The organism is Corallococcus carmarthensis, from assembly GCF_003611695.1.
Lineage (GTDB): Bacteria > Myxococcota > Myxococcia > Myxococcales > Myxococcaceae > Corallococcus > Corallococcus carmarthensis.
On record NZ_RAWE01000005.1, the window covers coordinates 1 to 18,713 of the forward strand.

The following is an 18,713-nucleotide window of genomic DNA, read 5'->3' on the forward strand; positions in this document are numbered from 1 at the left end:
CCCCCGCCCCGACCTTCCGGCCACGCCCACGACGCCGGGCGTCACGCCGGGGGATGGAAATGACGCGAACGGGGGCGGAGGCTGCGCCGCCGGCCCGTCCGCCGCCCTGATTCCCGCCGCCGCGGCCCTCGTGGCGAGCCTGGTCCGCCGCCGGCGCCGCGACCGCTGACCCCCTGGAGGCGCGCCGCACGAACCGGTCCGACAGTCGGACCAGCTTGGCCCCCGCCGGGCAGGAGGCGGCCCGCGGAGCTGTCCTCAGGCCCGGCCCCCGGAAAACCCTCCTGAAGGGGTTCCCAGACGCCTCCGGCCGGTCCCTCCAGGACCTTCCGGGGGCGTCTTTTGCGTTCCCTGCTTGTCAAGCCGGCCCGGGGGATGCGAAGGCCCATGCGACATGGCCACGACTCGCAAGCCTGGACCTTCCCGCGGCGGCCCCCCCAAGTCCGGCGGGCCCCGCACGTCCCGCCCTGGCGCTCCGAAGAAGCGCAAGGACGCCGGTGGACGCGCCGACAAACCGAAGATGAGCCGCGCCCAGCACGAACGCGCGCGCCCCAACCCCAACCGCCCCCTGCGCGAGGACCTGGTCCTCCAGGCCTGCCTGGAGGCCTACGGCGGCGTGCGCCGTGAGGGCCGCCTGTCCGACCGCGCCCTGGAGTTCGTGCTGCGCCGCAAGACGCTCCTCTACTCCACCGAGCGCCGCGCCGTGGCCGAGCGCGTCTACGCCCTGCTGCGCCGCCAGCGCACCGTGGACTTCCTCCTGGACCGCGCCCACCGGAAGTTCGACGCGCTGGACGCCACGCGCCAGGACGTCATGCGGCTGGCCGCGTCCCGCATCCTCCACGGCGAGGACCCCACCTACGTCGCGCGCTCCAGCGGCCTCACCGGCCTGGACGTGTCCGTGCTCGACCGCCTGCCTGACGCCGCCGCGGAGCTGGACGCCCTGCCGGAGGCGAAGCGCTTCCCCATCGCCGCGTCGATGCCGGACTTCCTCGCCGACCGCTTCCGCGCCGTCTTCGGCAAGGACGCCGCGCGCGCCGCGGAGGCCATGAACGAGCGCGCCCCGCTCATCGTCCGCGCCAACACGCTCAAGGGCGACCGCGCCCAGCTCCAGGAGCGCCTGGCCGCGGAGGACGTGGAGTCCACGAAGCCCACCGCGCTGTCCCCCTTCGGCCTGGTGATGGAGACGCGGCTCAACCTCTTCTCCCTGCAGGACTTCAAGGACGGCGGGTTCGAGATCCAGGACGAGGGCAGCCAGCTCCTGGGAATGCTCGTGGACGCGCCGCCCACCCGCGTGGTGGACGCGTGCGCGGGCGCCGGCGGCAAGACGCTGCAGCTGGCCGCGCAGATGAAGAACCGCGGCGACCTGCACGCGCTGGACGTGGACGAGGGCCGCATGGAGGACCTGCGCAAGCGCGCGCGCCGCGCCGGCGTGCACAACGTGCGCACGCAGCTCATCCCCCATGAAGGCCCGGACGCGGACGCCGCGCTCACGCCGCTCAAGGGCCTGGCGGACCGCGTGCTGGTGGACGCGCCGTGCAGCGGCACCGGCACCTTCCGCCGCAAGCCGGACGCGCGCTACCGCCTCAACCCCGAGGACCTGGAGATGCACGTGGGCCGGCAGAAAGCCCTGCTCGCGCGCTTCGCCACGCTGGTGAAGCCCGGCGGCCGGCTCATCTACGGCACGTGCAGCGTGCTGCGCGAGGAGAACGAGGACGTGGTGGAGGACTTCCTGTCCAAGCACCCCGACTTCAGCGTGCGCCCCGTGGCGGAGGTGCTGGGCGCGGAGCTGGGCGCGAAGCTGGGCAAGGGCCCCTTCCTGCGGCTGGCCCCGCACACCCACGGCACCGACGGCTTCTTCGGCGCCGTGCTCGTCAAGGCGAAGTAACCCCGCCGTCCCCCAGGAAGAAAGGCACACCGTCCATGCCGCTCGCCGTCCACTACCGCGTCGCCATGCCCCGCCCGCATGCGCACCTGTTCGAAGTGGAGGCCGCCTTTCCCGCCGGGCCCGACGTGCTGGACGCGGTGATGCCGGTGTGGACGCCGGGCAGCTACCTGGTGCGCGAATACGCCCGCCAGGTGCAGGACCTCACCGCGCAGGGCCCGGATGGACAGCCCCTGCCGGTGCGCCGCGTGGACAAGCGCACCTGGCGCGTGGACGCGAGAGGCCAGACCGTCACCCTGCGCTACCGCGTCTACGCGAACGAACTGTCCGTGCGCACCAGCCACCTGGACGGCAGCCACGCGTACTTCAACGGCGCCACCGTGTTCCTCTACACGGAGGGCACGCGCGCCCTGCCCCACCACGTCACCGTGGACGCGCCCCAGGGCTGGCGCACCTTCTGCGCGCTGGATTCCGACGGGGCCACCTTCCACGCGCCGGACTACGACACGCTCGTGGACAGCCCCTTCGAAGTGGGCCCGCACACGCCGCTCACCTTCACCGCCGCGGGCGTGCCGCATGAAGTGGTGGTGTGGGGCGACAGCGTGCCGGACACGGAGCGGCTGTGCGCGGACATGCAGCGCATCTGCGAAGCCCAGGCGCGCATGTACGAAGGCCTGCCGCTCCAGCGCTACCTGTTCCTCGTCTACCTCACCGACAAGGGCCGGGGCGGGCTGGAGCACCAGGCCTCCACCGCGCTGCTCTTCCCGCGCACGGGCCTGTCCACGCACCGGGGCTGGGAGGACTTCCTCACGCTGGTGGCGCACGAGTACTTCCACCTGTGGAACATCAAGCGGGTGAAGCCGCGCGCGCTGGTGCCGTTCGACTACTCGCAGGAGAACTACACCTCGCTGCTGTGGGCCTTCGAGGGCGGCACCGCCTACTACGACAACCTCTTCGTGCGCCGCGCGGGCCTGATGTCCCCCCCGCGCTACCTGGCCCGGCTGGGAGAGACGTTCAGCCTGCTGCACTCCACCCCGGGCCGCCGCGTGCAGACGCTCACCGAAGCGTCGCTCGTCAGCTGGGTGAAGCACTACCGCCCGGACGAGCACTCCACCAACAGCGCCGTCTCCTACTACCTGAAGGGCGAAGTCGTGTGCGCCCTGCTGGACCTGGAGGTGCGCCGCGCCACCGGCGACGCGAAGTGCCTGGATGACGTCATGCGGTTGCTGTGGCAACGCCATGGCGACGGCTCCGGCGTCCCGGAGGACGGCGTGGAGAAGGCCGCGAGCGAAGTGGCGGGCGTGGACCTGACGCCCTTCTTCGACCACGCGGTGCGCACCACGGAGGACCTGGACTACGGCGTCTTCGCGCACGTGGGCTTGGAGGTGTCCTTCCGCGTGCGCGAGGCCCCCAACGACAAGGGAGGCACGCCGCCGCGCCTCAAGGGCGAGCCCAAGCCCAAGGGCTGGCTGGGCGTCACCTTGCGCGGCTCCTCGACGCTGTCCACCGTGCCGGAGGGCACGCCCGCGCTGGAGGCCGGCCTGTACCCGGAGGACGACGTGGTGGCGCTAGACGGCTGGCGCGTGGACGGCGCGGGGCTCATCGCCCGCTGCGAGGACAAGCGCCCCGGCGACACCGTGCGCGTGACGCTGTTCCGCCGCGACCGGCTGCTGGAGGTGCCGGTGGTGCTGGGGCAGAAGCCCGCGGACGCCGTGTGGCTGCAGCGCGTGGAGCGCCCCACCGACGCGCAGAAGGCCGCGTTCCAGGCGTGGCTGGGCGCCCCCTGGGATGAGACTCCCGGCCCGGCGTAGGCTCGCCGGCCGCATGGCCCCCTCCGCCCTCCCCGCCCCTTCCGCCTGCGCAGGACATCCGGACACCGCCGCCGGCTGGCGGTGTGAGCACTGCGAGGCCCTGCTGTGTCCCGCGTGCGTGGCGGTCCGGCGCATGGGCACGGTGGAGTACTTCACGTGCGTCAGGTGCCAGGGAACGGCCAACGTGCTCCTGCGCCACCGCGCGCATCGCGCCCTGGGGGCACGGCTGCCTCAGGCCCTGCGCTTCCCGTTCACCGGCCCGGGACTCCAGTCGCTCGTGGCCCTCAGCTTGGTGCTGGCCGTGCTGCGCTCGTTCGCGGTGAGCGCCATGCTCCTCGCCATATTGCCCCTCACGCTCGCGCTGGGCGTCTTCTGGGCGGCCTTCTTCGCGCTCGTGCGCGGCGCGGCCCGGGGAGACCCGGAGCCGGAGGGCCCCGGCTTCACCGACCTCGTCCGGGACAACCTCCTGCCCGGGCTGACCGGCCTGTGCGTCACCGGGGGCGTCTTCCTGCCCGCGCTCGCGCGTGCATGGACACTGCTGGGCCCCGCGTCCCCGGCCGAGGTCCTGGCGCGGGTCACGCACCCCGTGGAGACGCTGGCGGCGCCCGTCTTCTGGGCGGATCCCCTCTTCTGGGGGCTGACGGTCCTGGGTCTCCTGTGGCTGCCGTGGGCGCTGCTGGTGGCCGCGATGTCGCGCTCGGTGCCCGCCGCGCTCAACCCCTTGCGCGCGCTCGCGTGCCTCCACGCGGTGGGGCGCGACGCCCGGCTCGTGGCGGGGGTGTTCCTGCTGCTGGCACTCGTGCACGCGGGACTGCACTGGGGCGCCGAGGCCGTGCTCGAGCTGCCCATCCTCTTCGTGCCCCGCATCCTCGCGGAGGTGCTCACGTGCCTGGCGCCCTTCGCCGCGGCGAACCTGCTGGGGCTTGTCCTCTACGTGCACGGCGATGCGCTGGGCTACCTGCCCACGCGTGAGTTCCTGGAGCCCGCGCTGGGCGGCACCGCTCCCCTTCAGGCGCCGCCCTTGATGCGCGAGTCCATGCAGGAAGACGCCTCCGCGCCCGCCCCCGAAGCACTCCAGGCCGCACAGGAGGCGGAGCTCGCCGCGGCGGTGGAGGCGCGCGACGTGGCGAAGGCGCTGGCGCTGTATGGCGCGCTCCACGTTCTGCCCCGCCTGAAGGTTTCGCCGTCACACCATCTGTTCATCGGACAGGCCGCGGCAGTGGAAGGAGATTTCCCACTGTCGGTCAAAGCGTTGGAAGCCGCGGCGGACTCGGCGCCAGAGGAACCCACCGCGCCCCGCGCCCTGGTGCTCCTGGCGCGCGTGCAAGGGGAGAAGATGGGAAACACGGTGCGCGCGGAGGAAATCTACCGGTACATCCTGCATCGATATCCGGACACGGAGGCCGCACGTTTTGCCCACGCGCGGCTGCCGCCCGCCGCCTGACAAACGCATTGCAGCACCCGTCCTCCGGTACCAGATTCACTGCATGGGACGGGTTGGGGGCGTGGGGATGGGAAAGCAGTTGAGGACGTATGGCTGGTTGGGGCTCCTCGCGAGCGTGCTGATGACGGGCTGTGATGATGCCCCCAGCGCGAACCGGCACGAGGACACCTGCGCGGAGCCGCTGTCGCTGCGCGTGGAGGTGATGTCGTCGGACGGCGCGTACATCCAGGGCGCGTCCGTGACGGCCACCAACATGGAGAGCAACGTCAGCATCACCGGCGTGACGGATGACCGGGGCGTCACCACGGCCATCAACGAAACGCTCGCGCCCAGCCCCATCCGCGTGGTGGCGACGGCGGGCTCGCACGTGACGGCCGCGGAGCGCGTGGAGTGGACGTGCGACGCGTGTCACTGCACGCCTGTTCCCGCCACGGTGACGCTCCAGCTCCAGGATTGAGCCGGAAGACCTGTCAGTGAGGGCCGGGGCGCGCGGAAAATCCGCCGCTCCAGACCGTCCGGCGGTTGTGCACACCTGCCCGCGCGCGATACCACTTACGCCATGCGTCAAACCCGCATGCGCGCCTCCGCGTCGGTCCGGCTCTCCCCCAGCCTTGCCGCCCGCCTGTCTGGCCTGACGGCGTGCGTGCAGGCGTGTTGTCGCGGCACTGGTGTTCCCCCACTCCAGTAGGCCGTGCAACCGCGCTACCCGCCGGGTAGGCAATCCCGAAGGTCCCCCATGTCCGCAGAGAGTGTGCAGGCGCTGCTCGAATGCTCGGTCACCGAGCTGACCGGGCGGTTCGTCACCCAGGCGCAGCCCGTCCCCCAGGGTCTGCTGGAAGCCCTGGAAGCAGACCCCCGCCAGGGCGCGCAGGTGCTGGCGCGAAGGCTGCGCTCCCGTCAGGAGAAGAACCGGGCGGAGGGGCAGCGGCTGCGGCACCTGCTGAAGTTCGAGACGGAGCTGTGGGAGCAGGGCCTCTTGAAGGTGGCCGGCGTGGACGAGGCGGGCATGGCGCCGCTCGCGGGCCCCGTCGTCGCCGCCGCCGCCATCCTGCCCAGGGGCTACAAGCTCAAGGGGCTGGATGACTCGAAGAAGATTCTGGACCCGGACAAGCGCGAGGCGCTGGCGGAAGCCCTCAAGCGCGACGTGGTGGCGTGGGCGGTGGGCCGGGCGGAGGTGGAGGAGATTGATCAAATCAACATCTACCACGCGGGCCTGCTGGCCATGCGGCGCGCGGTGGAGGGGTTGGGGCTGACGCCGGACTACGTGCTGGTGGACGCGCGCACGATTCCCCAGTGCCCTTCTCCGCAGCGGGGGATCATCAAGGGGGATTCGCTGTCCTTGAGCATCGCGGCGGCGTCCGTGCTGGCGAAGACGACGCGCGACCGGCTGATGGCGGAGCTGGACGCGCAATATCCCGGCTACGGGCTGGCGGCGCACAAGGGCTACCCCACCGCGCAGCACGTGCAGGCCATCCAGGCAAAGGGCGTGCTGCCCATCCACCGCCGGAGCTTCGGTCCGGTGCGCGAGGCGCTCGGACTGGCGCAGCCCTCCGGGCCCGTCCCGATGCAATCCGAGCTGTTCGCCGCTACTCCTGCCCCGATGGCGAAGCGATGAGCGCGGACAAGGACATCGACGGGTGGCTGGCGGAGCGGGGCGTCACGCTGATGGACGCGCGGGCGCGGGCGCGGGGCGTGTTGGAGGAGGTGGGGCTCACGCGGCCAGGCAAGGCGCGGATGAGCGAGCCCAAGCTCCTGCGAGCGGCCGAGGTCCTGGCCGAGCGCTTCTTCCAGGTGTGCGCGGATCCCGGCTGCCTCCAGGTGGCGACGGCGAGCGGCCGGGAGCCACTGCGGGTGGAGCCCCGGAGCCACTGCGCGCGGTGCGGCGGTTCCGCCAACCGGCGCGCGGAGGTGGCGTTCCTGGAGATGTGCCACCAGCGCGGCGTGCAGCGCGTGGTGGTGGTGGGCGGCTCACCCGCGGTGCGCGAGGAGCTGGAGTCGAAGCTGAGCGGCCCCATCTCCCTGCGCATGGTGGATGGCACGGAGCGCCGCACGGCGGACCGCGCGAAGAGCGACCTGGAGTGGGCGGACCTGGTGCTGGTGTGGGGCGCCACGGAGCTGCACCACAAGGTGTCTGGCCATTACACGCACCTGGCCTCCGCGCATCACCGCAAGGTGGTGCACGTGGTGCGCCGGGGCGTGGCCGCGCTGTTGGATGAGGCAATGATCCACCTGCAGCGCGCACGCTAGGAAGCAAGGCACACCTCGGCAGGAGGCTCAGGTTCCTGGCGCCTCCCCGGGCTGATTCGCATGTTGGCCCCAGGAGGCCGCATGCGAAAGAAAACACAGACATCCCAGGCACGGCGAGGCAAGGCAAAGGGCGGGACAAGGGCTCTCAAGGCCCGGTCCGACAGCCCTCTGCGGCGCAAGGCACTCCAGCGGGAGGCCACCGCCGGGTACAGCCGGGCGGAGGTGGCGACGCTTCCGTTGAAGGGCTACACGTTGCCCGCGGTGGACCTGAAGCGCGGCTCCAGCGGTACAGGGGTCAGACAGCTCCAGACCGCCCTGGTGAAGCTGGGCCACATGACGCAGGCCCAGATGAACACGGGCCCTGGCACCTTCGGCGCCCAGACGGAAGCGTCGCTCAAGAAGTTCCAGAAGGCGCATGGCGTGGATGCCATTGGTGTCTACGGGCCCAAGACGCGCGCGGCGTTCAAGGCCTTGGGCGCGACCCTCGGCGGCACGGGGACGCCGCCGGCGCCAGCAGGGCTTCGCAAGAAAGTGGTCGCGGAGGGACAGTGGGGGGTCACCAACAAGGCCCAGATCCACTATGCGCAGATACGTCCCATCGACGGCATCCGGCTGCGCCACAAGCTGCCGCTCAACATCGACTGCTCGGGCTTCGTGACGCTCTGCTACAAATGGGCGGGCGCCGCCGACCCCAATGGCAACCGTTACAACGGCTCTGGCTACACGGGCACGCTGGAAGCCCACATGCGCCACATCCCGTTGTCTCAGGTCCAGCCGGGGGACCTCTGTCTCTGGAAGGGCCACCATGTGTCGCTGGTCATCCAGGGCGGCGCGGATCCGCTGCTCATCTCCCACGGTACGGAGTCGGGCCCCTACGCGATCCGGCTCTCGGCCCAGAAGAAGTCGTTCCCGGGGGCCACCCTCCTCTGGCTCACCTCCCTGGGGGCGAAGGCAGGCCTGAAGTCCACTCGGATGGCGCTCAGCCCCGAGGACAAGCAGCGGGGCGATCCTCCCGCGGAAGATGGGCTTTCCGAAGAGGATACGGTCACGCTGGAGGGGCTCGAGGGTGAAGAGGAAGGCGCGCTCCTGACGATGGCGCGGGCGGCCAGCCAACCCTTGAAGGGCTACAAGCTGCCCGCGGTGGACCTGAAGCGCGGCTCCAGCGGCACGGGGGTCAGGCAACTCCAGACGGCCCTGGTGAAGCTGGGCCACATGACGCAGGCCCAGATGGACACCGGCCCTGGCACCTTCGGCGCCCAGACGGAAGCCTCGCTCAAGAAGTTCCAGAAGGCGCACGGCGTGGATGCCATGGGCGTCTACGGGCCCAAGACGCGCGCGGCGTTCAAGGCGCTGGGCGCGACCATCAGTTCCTGAAGAGCACCTGGGCCGCGTACTGCAAGGAGGGCGCGTACGGGAGTACGGATCCCTACGTCCAGGCGATGGGCGGCTTCCGCTACATCAAGTCCCGCTACAAGACCCCCACGGGCGCCTGGGCCTTCTGGCGGAAGAACCACTGGTACTGATTGACAGGAACCTGTCACCTTGACAGGTTCCTGTCCATGCCGACCCTGACCCGGAGAGCAGAGTCCTTCAGCGCCCTGGTGCTGGAGGTGTTCCAGTTGAATGGGCTGCTGCTCCAGGCTGGAGACCGGCTGAGCGCTCCGGCGGGACTGACGAGCGCCCGCTGGCAGGTGCTGGGCGTTATTGATCACGGCCCCGCCACGGTGGCGGCGGTGGCGCGCACGATGGGGCTCGCGCGGCAGAGCGTGCAGCAGACGGCGGATGCGCTCGCGAGCGACGGGTTCGTGGAGTACGTCGAGAACCCGAATCACCAGCGTGCGAAGTGCGTCTCGCTCACCGCCGCCGGGCGCCGCGCCCTGCGCAAGGTCGAGCAGGCGCATGCCGCATGGGCGGACCGGCTGGGCGCGAGCCTTGCCCCGGCGCGCCTGGCCGCGGCGGTCGACGGTGTCCGCGAAGCGCGCCTGCGTCTTGAAAAGGACCTGGCCGAGGAGGGGCGCGATGAAGCATGACGCTTCCATTCCCCTGCTCCCCTGCGTGGAGCTCGCGCCGACGCTGGAGTTCTACGCCCTGCTGGGGTTCGAGGTGACGTACCAGCAGCGGTCTCCGAACCCCTACGCGGCGACGCGGCGGGGTGGCGCCCAGCTCCACTTCTTCGGCCTGAAGGGGCTGGATCCGCTGAAGGCCTTCAGCAGCTGCCTGATCATCGTGGACGAGGTGGAGGAGCTGCACGCGCGCTTCCTGGCCGCGCTGCGGACGGCGTATGGCCGGACTCCTGTCCGGGGCCTCCCGCGGATGACGCGCATGAAGAAGGGGCAGACGCGCTTCACGCTCGTCGACCCCTCCGGCAACTCCCTGATGTTCATCCGGAGGGACGAGCCGGGCGGCTACGGCGACGACGCGGACGCCGCGACCACCGTCCTCGGCAAGGCCCTCAAGGCCGCCCGGCGCCTGCGCGACTTCAAGGGCGATGACGCCGCGGCCGCGAAGGTCCTGGACGTCGCGCTGAAGAAGGACGGCGCCGGGACGACGCTGGAGCGGGCACGGGCACTCGTGGCCCGGGCGGAGCTGGCCATGGCCCTGGGGGACACGCCTGGCGCCCTGGAGCGGGTGCGGGACGTCAGCGCCCTTCCCCTCCCGGAGGCGGAGCGCGAGGTGCTCCGCTTGGAGCTGGAGGCCATCTCCGGCGGAGTGTTGACCGCGCGATGGAAGACGGAGCTGAATCCCGCGGATTGAATCTTCCGCCATCCGTCACGTAGATGGGGGCCGTGCGGCATCAGGCCCGCACCTCTCCTCAGGGGTCACAACGGATGAACAGCAAGTTCGGGACGGCAGTGTTCATGATGGTGGCGTGTGCCTTCGGCCCGATGACGGCCGTCGCGCAGGAGGACTCGGAGGGCTCGGCCAGCATCGATGTCACCGGCTCTGGCGAGACCGCGACCCACGAATGTACGCCGGAGAGCACGGTGGAGATCACCGGCGCGTCCAACACCGTGACGCTGACCGGCGAGTGCAAGAGCGTCACCGTGAACGGCACCGGCAACAAGGTGAAGGTGGAGGCCACCCGTGCCATCGACGTGACGGGGAGCTCCAACTCCGTCACCTACAAGCGCGGCCACGGCAAGTCGAAGCCGAAGATCAGCCGCACCGGCATGGACAACAAGATCACCCAGGAGAAGTAGCCGCCGGACCGCGCGCCCGCTTCGTCATGGAAGCGGGCGCGTGGGGTCAGCCAGACCAGGACGCCGTCCGAAACAATCCCATTCAACTCGCCGGCCCGAGCCGCGAACGCTTTCATCCCCCATCCACGACGAAGTGGGATGTTCACATCGAACGAAAGCTCACGGCCGCATGAAACATCTATTTCATGCATTCCCGAGGGCGCCGTCTCGATGTATTTAGCGGCGGGAATCTCAGACATGCCGACCCAGGGCAGGCGGCCGTTCTGACTGGGCACGGGCACCGGAATCCCCCCACATCCAGGAGGCCATCGAGTCCAGAACGTGGTGGGTCATCTCCGGAAACTTCGTCGAGACGCCCAACCTGGCACCGGCGAGCACTCCTCCGGCGTTGGTAGGCCCCGGCAACGTGCTCTCCCTGGACGGCGCACCGGACATGCGCAACGGTGAGCCCGTCAACGATCGGCTGAACAAGGGCGACACCCTGAAACAACGCCCGGGCCGCGCTCAGCGAGACGCGGAAGGCGGCGCGGGCTCCTCGTCCCCCGCGGCGACGCGGGACAGGTCTGGCCCCGCCAGTCCGGCACCTGCTCCTGGCGGGTCCCATGTTTCATGGCTCAAGCCGATAACCGGGACAGCCGGGTAGTTCCCTCGGCCCCCAAACACCGGCGGCGAGTCCGGGACTGGCGCGCGCGGATCACACCTCCGCGGCCCTGGACAAGGTGTTTCAATCTTCCTATACAGATACAATCCACTCAAACAGGCACCCCGGTCGAGTTGGCGGCGGCGTCCCCACCGGTCGTCGTTGAAAGGCACTTCCATGTCTCATCTGCGATGGCTTTCCCTGTGTCTGGGAGTCCTCCTGCTATCCGGTACCGCGTCCGGCATGCCCCTGGCGGATGGGAAGTTCTTCATCCACGGATATGGGCACCTGAGCACCGGCAGGACCTGGGAGAACGTCTACCTGGGCGGCAACGACGAGCTGGGGCTGCATGACGTGGGGAGCACGCTGCTGTTCCGCGCCCTCCCCACGGAGCGCCTCGTCGTCAACACGCAGTTCTCCTTCGAGAAGGCGCCCGGCCAGGAGCTGGAGCTGGAGGTGGACTATGCCTTCGCGGAGTACGCCTTCTCCGACAAGTTCCGCCTTCGTGTGGGCCGCAACCAGCTCCCCCTGGCGCTCTACTCGGAGATCTACGACGTGGGCACGCTGCGGCCCTTCAACGCCCTGCCGCAGGGGACGTACGGCCCCACGTCGATTGGCGTGGAGAACTACAACGGCCTGGGGCTCACCGGCCGCATCAACCTGCCGGGCGAGTGGATGGTGGAGTACGACGCCTACGGGGGCTTCCTGGACCTGAAGGAGCCCCTCTCCCAGGACTGTGACGACACGGAGGGCGGGCTGTGTGTCATTGAATCGCAGATGGCCGGCGGGCGGCTGGCGCTGTGGGCGCCGCTGGAAGGGCTGCGCTTCACCACGTCCGGGTTCGTGTCCCGGACGCCGACGGAGACGGCGGCAGGCGGGCACGACGTGCTGGGCGTGGTGGGCGTGGGCGCCGAGTACCTGGGCGAGTCGCTGTGGCTGCGGGCCGAGTTCTTCAACCTGTTCTCCGAGCAGGCCAAGGCGCGCACGGGCTACGTGGAGGCGGCGTACTTCGTCACCCCGCACTGGCAGGTGGCCGGACGCGTGGAGGGCTCGCGCACCTGGGTGCCCGACGCGCTGATCACCTACCTGCGCCACCGCGAGGTGGCCGTGGGGCTGAACTACTGGTTCAACCCCCACCTCGTGTTCAAGGTGTCGTTCCACAACGTCATCGGCAACCGCTTCGCCATGCCCGAGGCCACCGACGACCTGGCGGCCCTCCTCCACCCGGAGCCCCACACGCGGCTCCTGTCCCTGGGCACGCAGTTCAGCTTCTAGGCCCGCCCCCCTTCCGGAGACGCCATGCGAACGCTCTTTCTGCTCCTGATGTGTGGGTTCCTCGGGCTCTTCGCCGGACCGGCGCAGGGTTCACCGGCGACGACCTACAAGGTCGTGGTCCACCCCGCCAACCCGTTGACGGAGGTGAGCCGTGCGCGGCTGTCGCAGCTCTTCTTCAAGAAGAGCACCCAGTGGGATTCGGGCGCCACGGCGATGCCCGTGGACCTGAACGACAGCTCGCCGGTGCGCGCCGCCTTCTGCGACGAGGTGCTCAAGCGATCGCTGCCCGCTGTGCGTGCCTTCTGGCAGCAGCGCATCTTCTCCGGCCGCGACGTGCCGCCCCCCGAGCTGCCGTCGGAGAACGAGGTCCTCGCCTTCGTGCGCGCGAACCCCGGCGCCGTGGGCTACGTGCCCGTGAACACCCCCACCCCCGGGGTCAAGGTCCTCACCATCCTGGACTGAAGAGAGCGAGCCCGGCGCCATGCGATTCAAGCACAAGGTCCTGCTGCTCCCCGTCCTCGCGGCCCTCTTCCTGGTGGCCATCATCGGCCTCTCGGAGCTGCTCGGGCGCAGCACCCGGGAGCACCTGGAGCGCATCGAGAAGGGCTATGTCCCCGCGGTGCTCCTCAGCCGGGACCTGGACGTGCTCCTGCAACAGCTGCAACGGGGCCTCCAGGACGCGGTGGCGGCGGAGGACCTGGAGCAGCTGGCCGAGTCGGACGTCATCGCGAAGCGCTTCCTCCAGCGGCTCGCCGAGGGGCGCACCAACCCCGCCATCGCCCCGGGGCGCCTGGACACGCTGGAGGCGCAGCTGCGCGGCTACGTGGCCTTCGCCCGCGACACGAGCGAGCGGATGATCAACAAGGATGCCCAGGCCGCCGCCCGGCTCCCGGAGATGGCCGCGCGCTACAACCGGGTGCGGGACGCGTTGACGCGCGCCACCGAGGAGGATCAGCGGGAGATGGGTGCCTCCTTCGCCCTCACGCTGGAGGAGCACGACAGCTCCCAGCGGCGCCTGGTGCTCCTGGGACTCATCCTGCTGGGGGTGCTCGCGTCGCTGTCGGTGTGGCTGGTGGCGCAGGTGGCGCAGCCGCTCCTGCGCCTCACGCAGGTCGCCTCGCGCATCGCCACCGAGGGCGACCTCACCCAGGTCATCCACATCCGGTCCGAGGATGAGATTGGCCTCCTGGCCCAGAGCATCAACCACCTGGTGCAGCGCCTGCGCACGATTCCCGTCACCCTCCAGGAGACGCTGACGGAGCTGGCGGGCAGCGTCGAGGGGCTGACGCACATCAGCCGCGAGCAGTCCCAGCAGCTGGCGCGCCAGTCGTCGAGCATCGAGGAGGCGAGCGTGGCCATGCGGGACATCCAGGAGCGCTCCCTGGAGGCCTCTCGGCAGGCCAATACGGTGCTGCAGGTCGCGCAGCGCGCGGAAGCGACCAGCCTGACGGGCCAGGCGCGCCTGAAGCAGAGCGGCGAGGCGCTGGAGCACCTGCGCACCCAGGTGGGCGAGCTGATGCCAGCCATCGCGCGGCTCACGGAGGGCTCGCGCAAGGCGTCCGCCATCCTGAAGACGGTGAAGGACCTGTCGGACCAATCCAACGTGCTGGCCATCAACGCGGCCATCGAAGCGGCGCGCTCGGGCGAGCATGGGCGCAGCTTCGCGGTGGTGGCCCGGGAGATGCGGTCACTGTCGCAGCAGTCCCTGCGCGGCGCGCAGAGCATCAGCGGCCTGCTGTCGGAGATGACCACGTCGGTGAGCGCCGTCACCGCGTCCGTGGAGAGCAGCCACCAGAAGATGGCGGAGGGCATCAGCGAGGCGCTCTCCTCCGGGCAGAGCCTCCAGCAGCTGACGGAGGCCGTGCGGGACAGCAGCAGCGCGGCGCAGGACATCGTGCACTCCTTCACCCAGCAGAACGCGGGCATCGTGCAGATGACGGTGGTGGTGACGGACTTCTCGCGGATGATGATGGACAGCGTGCAAGCCAACGAGGACGTGGAGTCCGCCATCCAGCGGCTGGAGGTCGCCTTCCAGGGCATCCAGGGCGTCGTGAGCGGCTTCCGCGTCTAGACGCGCGAAGCGCTGTCCCGCAGGCCCACCCACTGAGAGACGACACGGTTGAACCTTCAGTCGCCAGTGACGCAGAAGCTCGGCGCGGCGGTGTCTCACGCAGGAGAAGTAGCCGGCCGGACCGCGCGCCCGCTTCGTCACGGAAGCGGGCCCGGCATCCGGCCCGACCCCTCAAGGGGCCACGTACTCCCGGGGGCGATAGTTGAGCCGGACCGCCTCCACCTGCCCGTAGAGCAGCGGGTCCTGGTACATGCAGGAGCGGCCCGGCAGATCGTCGCACAGGACTGGCATCATCCTTCGCATGACCAGGGGAATCAGGGCATCCGACATCTCGATGCCATTGAAGTGCGCGTACCGGGCATTGACGAACCGGGAGAGCGCCAGCGGCGCGACCCAGGACGTCGTGGCCCGGGTGATGGGCTGGATGTCCACCCCGAAGCCATCCACCTGCAGCAAGGGCGTCTTGTTGTAGTCGAAGGGACGGTAGGTCAGGACGCCGGTGTTCACGTAGATGTCGACGTTGGCCCGCTCTGGCCAGCCTGAGATCAGCGAATAGGGCCCGCGGCCGTCGGGTCCCAGCCCGGATTCGAGCAGCGTGAAGTACCCCACCAGCAACCGGTTGGGGAAGTCAGCCGACGGGAAGTCGAAGGGGTTGTCCTGCGGGCTTGGCGCGCTGATCGCGGCCTGGGACGCGAAGACGCCGGGAGTGTGGAAGAGCGCGTCGTAGATGGGGCGGTAGGCATTGAGCTTGCCGCGCAACACGTTGTCGTCCGGACGCGGCCCGGCACAGTACGACGTCCACTCCTGACGCACCGCCTCGAGCGTCATGCCCGCGCTCAGGTTGACGAAGCGCACCCCCTGCGCCGCCATCAGCCCGCGAAGCTGCGATGCGACGGTCGAAGCCCTCGCCCGCAGGCGGTCCTGGGAGGCCTGCGACCCGGAGGCATCACAGAAGTCCTCCAGCGCGAAGCCGTGGAAGCTCAGGGTGTCGAGCAGGACCAGGGGCTGGTGGGGATTGGCTTCCACCAGCAACGACAAGACATAGCTCCCATGGCCGGAGTTGCCGGCGACATCGTAGAAGCCGTAGGTCGACGCAAGCGGCTCCCTCAGCGCGCGCAGCTGCTCCGCGGGATGGAAGTCGGGGGTCGCGAACGTGCTGAGCCCCTGGAAGAGCGTGACAGGTGCCCGCCAGGAAAAAGGCACGGCCCCGACCTGGCCCTGGCCGTTCACCCGGAAGTAGCCCTTGATCCGGTTCTTGTAGCGGATGGCTCGCGGCGGCAACGTCGGGAAGTCATCGATGACGAGGATGGCTTCGCCCGTGTTCTGGCTCATCGCGAACTGGCTGGGGTTGTAGGCGAAGTCCCCCCAGTTACAGACGGAGACGTCGGGCTGCTCCCGGAAGCACCGGTCCGCCAGGACGGCCTGCCGGACCGCCTCGATCTGGTCGGCCAGGACGGGATCCATCTGCTGGCTGAGCGGTGGATCCTCGGGGGAGACCACCGGAGAAGCAGGGTCCCCGCCGCAAGCGCAGAGCGAACCCAGGAGCACGGCCTGCAACGACCATCGGAGCGGATGCATGAAACCTCAGGGACGCATGAGGGTGGCGGTCATTTCGGAGGCGCGCTCCCGGCCGAACTCAGCCTTCAAGCGCATGAAGACGACCTCATCGTAGATACGTCTGACATCTTCTGGCAGGGCGCTGGAGAGCCCCACGGCCCGCAGGGCTTGGGGATTTCCGGACGAGAAGGCCTCGAGCCCCTTCACGTCGATGTAGGCGTGCACGAGGTCGTTGAGGTCGGTGGAGCGGCCTTCCGACAGCTTCCCGTCCCGCGCATGGGAGCGGGCGAGGTCCTGGGCTACCGCGTCCGCGGAGCGCGTCAGGTACCGGTCATTCCCCTTGCGCGCGGCCGCGGTCACCACGTTGACCGCCAGGTAGCGGGACTCCGCCTGGAACTCGCCGAAGGCTTCCTGGGCGAAGGCGGGCTCCGCCAGGGTCTTTTCGGCGATCTCCGCGCCATGAGGCGAGGCGAGGATGCGCTCGATCAGCTTCTTGCGGGTCACGCCCTGATTGTACAGCCCCTGCACCGCGATCATGTCCTGATAGGCATTGAGCACGGCCAGGACCTCCTCGCGGGGAAAGCCTCCCACCTCCTGGGGAACCTCCGGCTCCGGCATCTTCTTCTTGCGCTCCAGGGCCAGCGCGGAGGCCCGCGCCTCCATGGTCTCCAGGGTGGCGGGCGCGATGACCCGGGGCGTCGCAACGGCAGGCGCCGGGGATGTCTGGGGTTCGCCGGCCGGCCACAGCCCCAGGAGCAGGCTCGCGCCACAGGCCACCGCGGCCATCACGACCAGTCCTGAACGCCAACGGGTACCACGAAGCATGGGGGCTCCCGGGAAGATCCGCTTCCGGTGTGGGGGCGCGTGGACCGCACCCCCACACCGGAAGCGGGAAGAGGCAACGACTAGCGACGCACCGCGATGGAGCCCAGCTCGCGCGCGAGCTGGTTCTGCCACGCCAGGTCACCCACGAGGACGCCCTCGGCGGCGACGAAGTGGCCGGCCTTGTCGTCGGCGTTCACCTCGAAGTTGTACACGTCGAGCGCGGTGGGCTCGCGGGAGAGGCTCGTCACGCGGACGGTGGCGCCATCCAGGCCCACGAACTCCGCACCGGCGCCGAGCGTCTTGGCCTCCACCACGCGGCCGTCAGCCAGGAGCATGCCGTGGTTCTGGGTCACCTTCAGCGTGCGGCCGTTGTCCAGCGTGAAGACGAAGAGGTCGGGCCGCTCGGCTCCGGCGGTCTTGGCCTTGATCGACTGGCTGATGAAGCCCGGCGCGCTCAGCGTGGTGTTCTCATCCAGCGCCACCAGCTTCGTGCTCTGGCTGATCGTCTTCGCCGCGACCCACTCGGCGAAGCCATCCCGGCCCTCGACGAGGATCTGGGTATTCGCCTCGAAGCAGCCGCACTTGCAGACCGCGGCGATCTTGTTGTAGCGGTCCACCGCCGGGTAGTAGCCGTTGGCGGTGCCCCAGTTGTAGGCCGCCGCGGTGATGAGCTGGTTGGTCAGCGCGTACTGCAGCTCCGTCAGGCACTCCGACTGCGAGATGCCGCCCGCACAGCGGGTCTGGTTGTTGGCCGCGTAGTACTGGTACGTCGACAGGTTCATCCCCGGACCGGTGTCACCGGAGGGAGGCGGCGGATCGCCAGGGTCGCCCGGGTCGTCCGGGCACTGCGCGACGCCCGTCACCGGCGACAGGGGGCAGTAGATGATGTCCTGCGACTGACTGCCGACCGGATCCTTGTCCTGGGTCGCGGCGGGCTCGCCACAACCCGCGCCCAGCAGCGCGACTCCCAGACACATCGACACGAAAAGACCACTTCGGTTCATGAAGTGCTCCATCAACAGCCAACAGCGTGGGGTGTTTTGCAGACGTGAAGGCCTGGAGCAGTCGCCTCCCCCGGACGTGAGGGAGGTCGCGGACGGCGAGGGTGCGCCAGTGCCTTCGCATGAGGCCGTTGCAGCCTCATTCCCAATTCATTGCACATCTCAAATAAAACCACAACACCATGTCAAGACATACGTGTTTCCCACGCTAAGTACATCCCCCAGGCATTGAATGCCCTCCCAGACATCCATGCCTTGACGTGAAAAGCCATGGAGCCCGCAATTCGCCGGAGCGTGAAAAATCCGTCTGGGATGTCGCAGTGGGGCGGAGAGAGAGAGACGATGGAGCAGCCTCCGCGGCAGGCGCTCGACACCGTCTTCAACGATGACATCCTGTCGCTCTTCCGGAGAGCCATGACGGCTCGATCCGGCGCTGGCGCGACCTCGCGAGGCTACCGCCCCGGCGGCTTCACCGGGGCGGTGTGACCTGGTTTCAGTAGGGCAGGGCCTCCCCCCGAGCCCGGATGGACGCCACGAGGTCCTGGCGCGCGAAGCCATACAGCCCCGCGTCCAGCACGCCCGCGCCGGTGTCCAGCAACCACAGCTCCAGCCCCCCCGTGCCTCCCGCGGAGGCCGCGCCCGCCACGGAGGCGGCGCCCAGGCTCACGGGGACCACGGCGGCGACGGCTGTCAGGCCCATCGCCTTGAGGAAGTGACGGCGGTTCGAGTCTCCCGACATGACACGCTCCTTCGCTTGGAAATA

Annotated in this window: 18 protein-coding genes; 14 read left to right on the plus strand and 4 right to left on the minus strand. The window is 69.7% G+C overall.

Going from position 1 to position 18,713, the window contains the following annotated elements; all coding sequences use genetic code 11:
* Positions 1 to 391 precede the first annotated feature (391 nt).
* From D7X32_RS02240 to D7X32_RS02305, 13 genes are all read left to right on the plus strand, one after another.
* Positions 392 to 1,882: an RsmB/NOP family class I SAM-dependent RNA methyltransferase gene (locus D7X32_RS02240; RefSeq protein WP_120600835.1), complete on the plus strand. Its 1,491-nt coding sequence runs from the start codon at positions 392 to 394 to the stop codon at positions 1,880 to 1,882.
* Positions 1,883 to 1,917: 35 nt separating this feature from the next.
* Positions 1,918 to 3,690 carry a M61 family metallopeptidase gene (locus D7X32_RS02245; RefSeq protein ID WP_120600836.1) on the plus strand — a complete coding sequence of 591 codons (1,773 nt, stop codon included), beginning with the start codon at positions 1,918 to 1,920 and terminating at the stop codon, positions 3,688 to 3,690.
* Between the two features lie 13 nt (positions 3,691 to 3,703).
* Complete coding sequence (locus tag D7X32_RS02250; RefSeq protein ID WP_120600837.1) at positions 3,704 to 5,134, plus strand: tetratricopeptide repeat protein; 1,431 nt, start codon at positions 3,704 to 3,706, stop codon at positions 5,132 to 5,134.
* A gap of 67 nt (positions 5,135 to 5,201) precedes the next feature.
* A complete protein-coding gene (locus tag D7X32_RS02255; RefSeq protein WP_244238809.1) occupies positions 5,202 to 5,591 on the plus strand; it encodes a carboxypeptidase-like regulatory domain-containing protein in 390 nt (129 codons plus the stop codon).
* Positions 5,592 to 5,870: 279 nt separating this feature from the next.
* Positions 5,871 to 6,749 (plus strand): ribonuclease HII, encoded by an 879-nt coding sequence (gene rnhB / locus D7X32_RS02260; protein WP_120600839.1) that lies wholly within the window; start codon positions 5,871 to 5,873, stop codon positions 6,747 to 6,749.
* Positions 6,746 to 7,381 (plus strand): hypothetical protein, encoded by a 636-nt coding sequence (locus D7X32_RS02265; RefSeq protein ID WP_120600840.1) that lies wholly within the window; start codon positions 6,746 to 6,748, stop codon positions 7,379 to 7,381. Before rnhB ends, D7X32_RS02265 begins: the two co-directional genes overlap by 4 nt.
* Before the next feature lie 81 nt (positions 7,382 to 7,462).
* Entirely contained in the window at positions 7,463 to 8,755 is a 1,293-nt protein-coding gene (locus D7X32_RS45265) for a peptidoglycan-binding protein (RefSeq protein WP_244238810.1), read from the plus strand.
* A 185-nt stretch (positions 8,756 to 8,940) separates the two neighbouring features.
* Positions 8,941 to 9,411 (plus strand): MarR family winged helix-turn-helix transcriptional regulator, encoded by a 471-nt coding sequence (locus D7X32_RS02280; protein ID WP_120600841.1) that lies wholly within the window; start codon positions 8,941 to 8,943, stop codon positions 9,409 to 9,411.
* Entirely contained in the window at positions 9,401 to 10,135 is a 735-nt protein-coding gene (locus tag D7X32_RS45270) for a bleomycin resistance protein (RefSeq protein WP_158625590.1), read from the plus strand. The genes D7X32_RS02280 and D7X32_RS45270 overlap by 11 nt, the downstream gene beginning before the upstream one ends.
* Positions 10,136 to 10,209: 74 nt before the next feature.
* On the plus strand, positions 10,210 to 10,581 hold the full coding sequence (locus D7X32_RS02290) for a DUF3060 domain-containing protein (protein ID WP_158625591.1): 372 nt from the start codon (positions 10,210 to 10,212) through the stop codon (positions 10,579 to 10,581).
* A gap of 817 nt (positions 10,582 to 11,398) precedes the next feature.
* Entirely contained in the window at positions 11,399 to 12,496 is a 1,098-nt protein-coding gene (locus D7X32_RS02295) for a porin (protein ID WP_120600843.1), read from the plus strand.
* Positions 12,497 to 12,520: 24 nt separating this feature from the next.
* Positions 12,521 to 12,958 (plus strand): type 2 periplasmic-binding domain-containing protein, encoded by a 438-nt coding sequence (locus D7X32_RS02300; protein WP_120600844.1) that lies wholly within the window; start codon positions 12,521 to 12,523, stop codon positions 12,956 to 12,958.
* 19 nt (positions 12,959 to 12,977) lie between these two features.
* Complete coding sequence (locus tag D7X32_RS02305) at positions 12,978 to 14,567, plus strand: methyl-accepting chemotaxis protein (protein WP_120600845.1); 1,590 nt, start codon at positions 12,978 to 12,980, stop codon at positions 14,565 to 14,567.
* 171 nt (positions 14,568 to 14,738) lie between these two features.
* Here the strand turns inward: D7X32_RS02305 and D7X32_RS02310 are convergent, their stop codons facing one another.
* The 3 genes from D7X32_RS02310 to D7X32_RS02320 form a co-directional block, all read right to left on the minus strand.
* Positions 14,739 to 16,145 carry a hypothetical protein gene (locus D7X32_RS02310; protein WP_120600846.1) on the minus strand — a complete coding sequence of 469 codons (1,407 nt, stop codon included), beginning with the start codon at positions 16,143 to 16,145 and terminating at the stop codon, positions 14,739 to 14,741.
* A gap of 6 nt (positions 16,146 to 16,151) precedes the next feature.
* A complete protein-coding gene (locus tag D7X32_RS02315) occupies positions 16,152 to 16,949 on the minus strand; it encodes a hypothetical protein (protein ID WP_120600847.1) in 798 nt (265 codons plus the stop codon).
* A gap of 80 nt (positions 16,950 to 17,029) precedes the next feature.
* Positions 17,030 to 17,953 (minus strand): Hint domain-containing protein, encoded by a 924-nt coding sequence (locus D7X32_RS02320; RefSeq protein WP_244238811.1) that lies wholly within the window; start codon positions 17,951 to 17,953, stop codon positions 17,030 to 17,032.
* A 339-nt stretch (positions 17,954 to 18,292) separates the two neighbouring features.
* On the opposite strand from D7X32_RS02320, the gene D7X32_RS45275 reads away from it, so the two are divergent.
* Positions 18,293 to 18,436, plus strand: coding sequence for a hypothetical protein (locus tag D7X32_RS45275; protein WP_158625592.1), 144 nt, complete (start codon positions 18,293 to 18,295; stop codon positions 18,434 to 18,436).
* 7 nt (positions 18,437 to 18,443) lie between these two features.
* Here D7X32_RS45275 and D7X32_RS02325 read toward each other — a convergent pair whose 3' ends face one another.
* Positions 18,444 to 18,689 (minus strand): hypothetical protein, encoded by a 246-nt coding sequence (locus D7X32_RS02325; protein ID WP_120600848.1) that lies wholly within the window; start codon positions 18,687 to 18,689, stop codon positions 18,444 to 18,446.
* Positions 18,690 to 18,713: the final 24 nt, after the last annotated feature.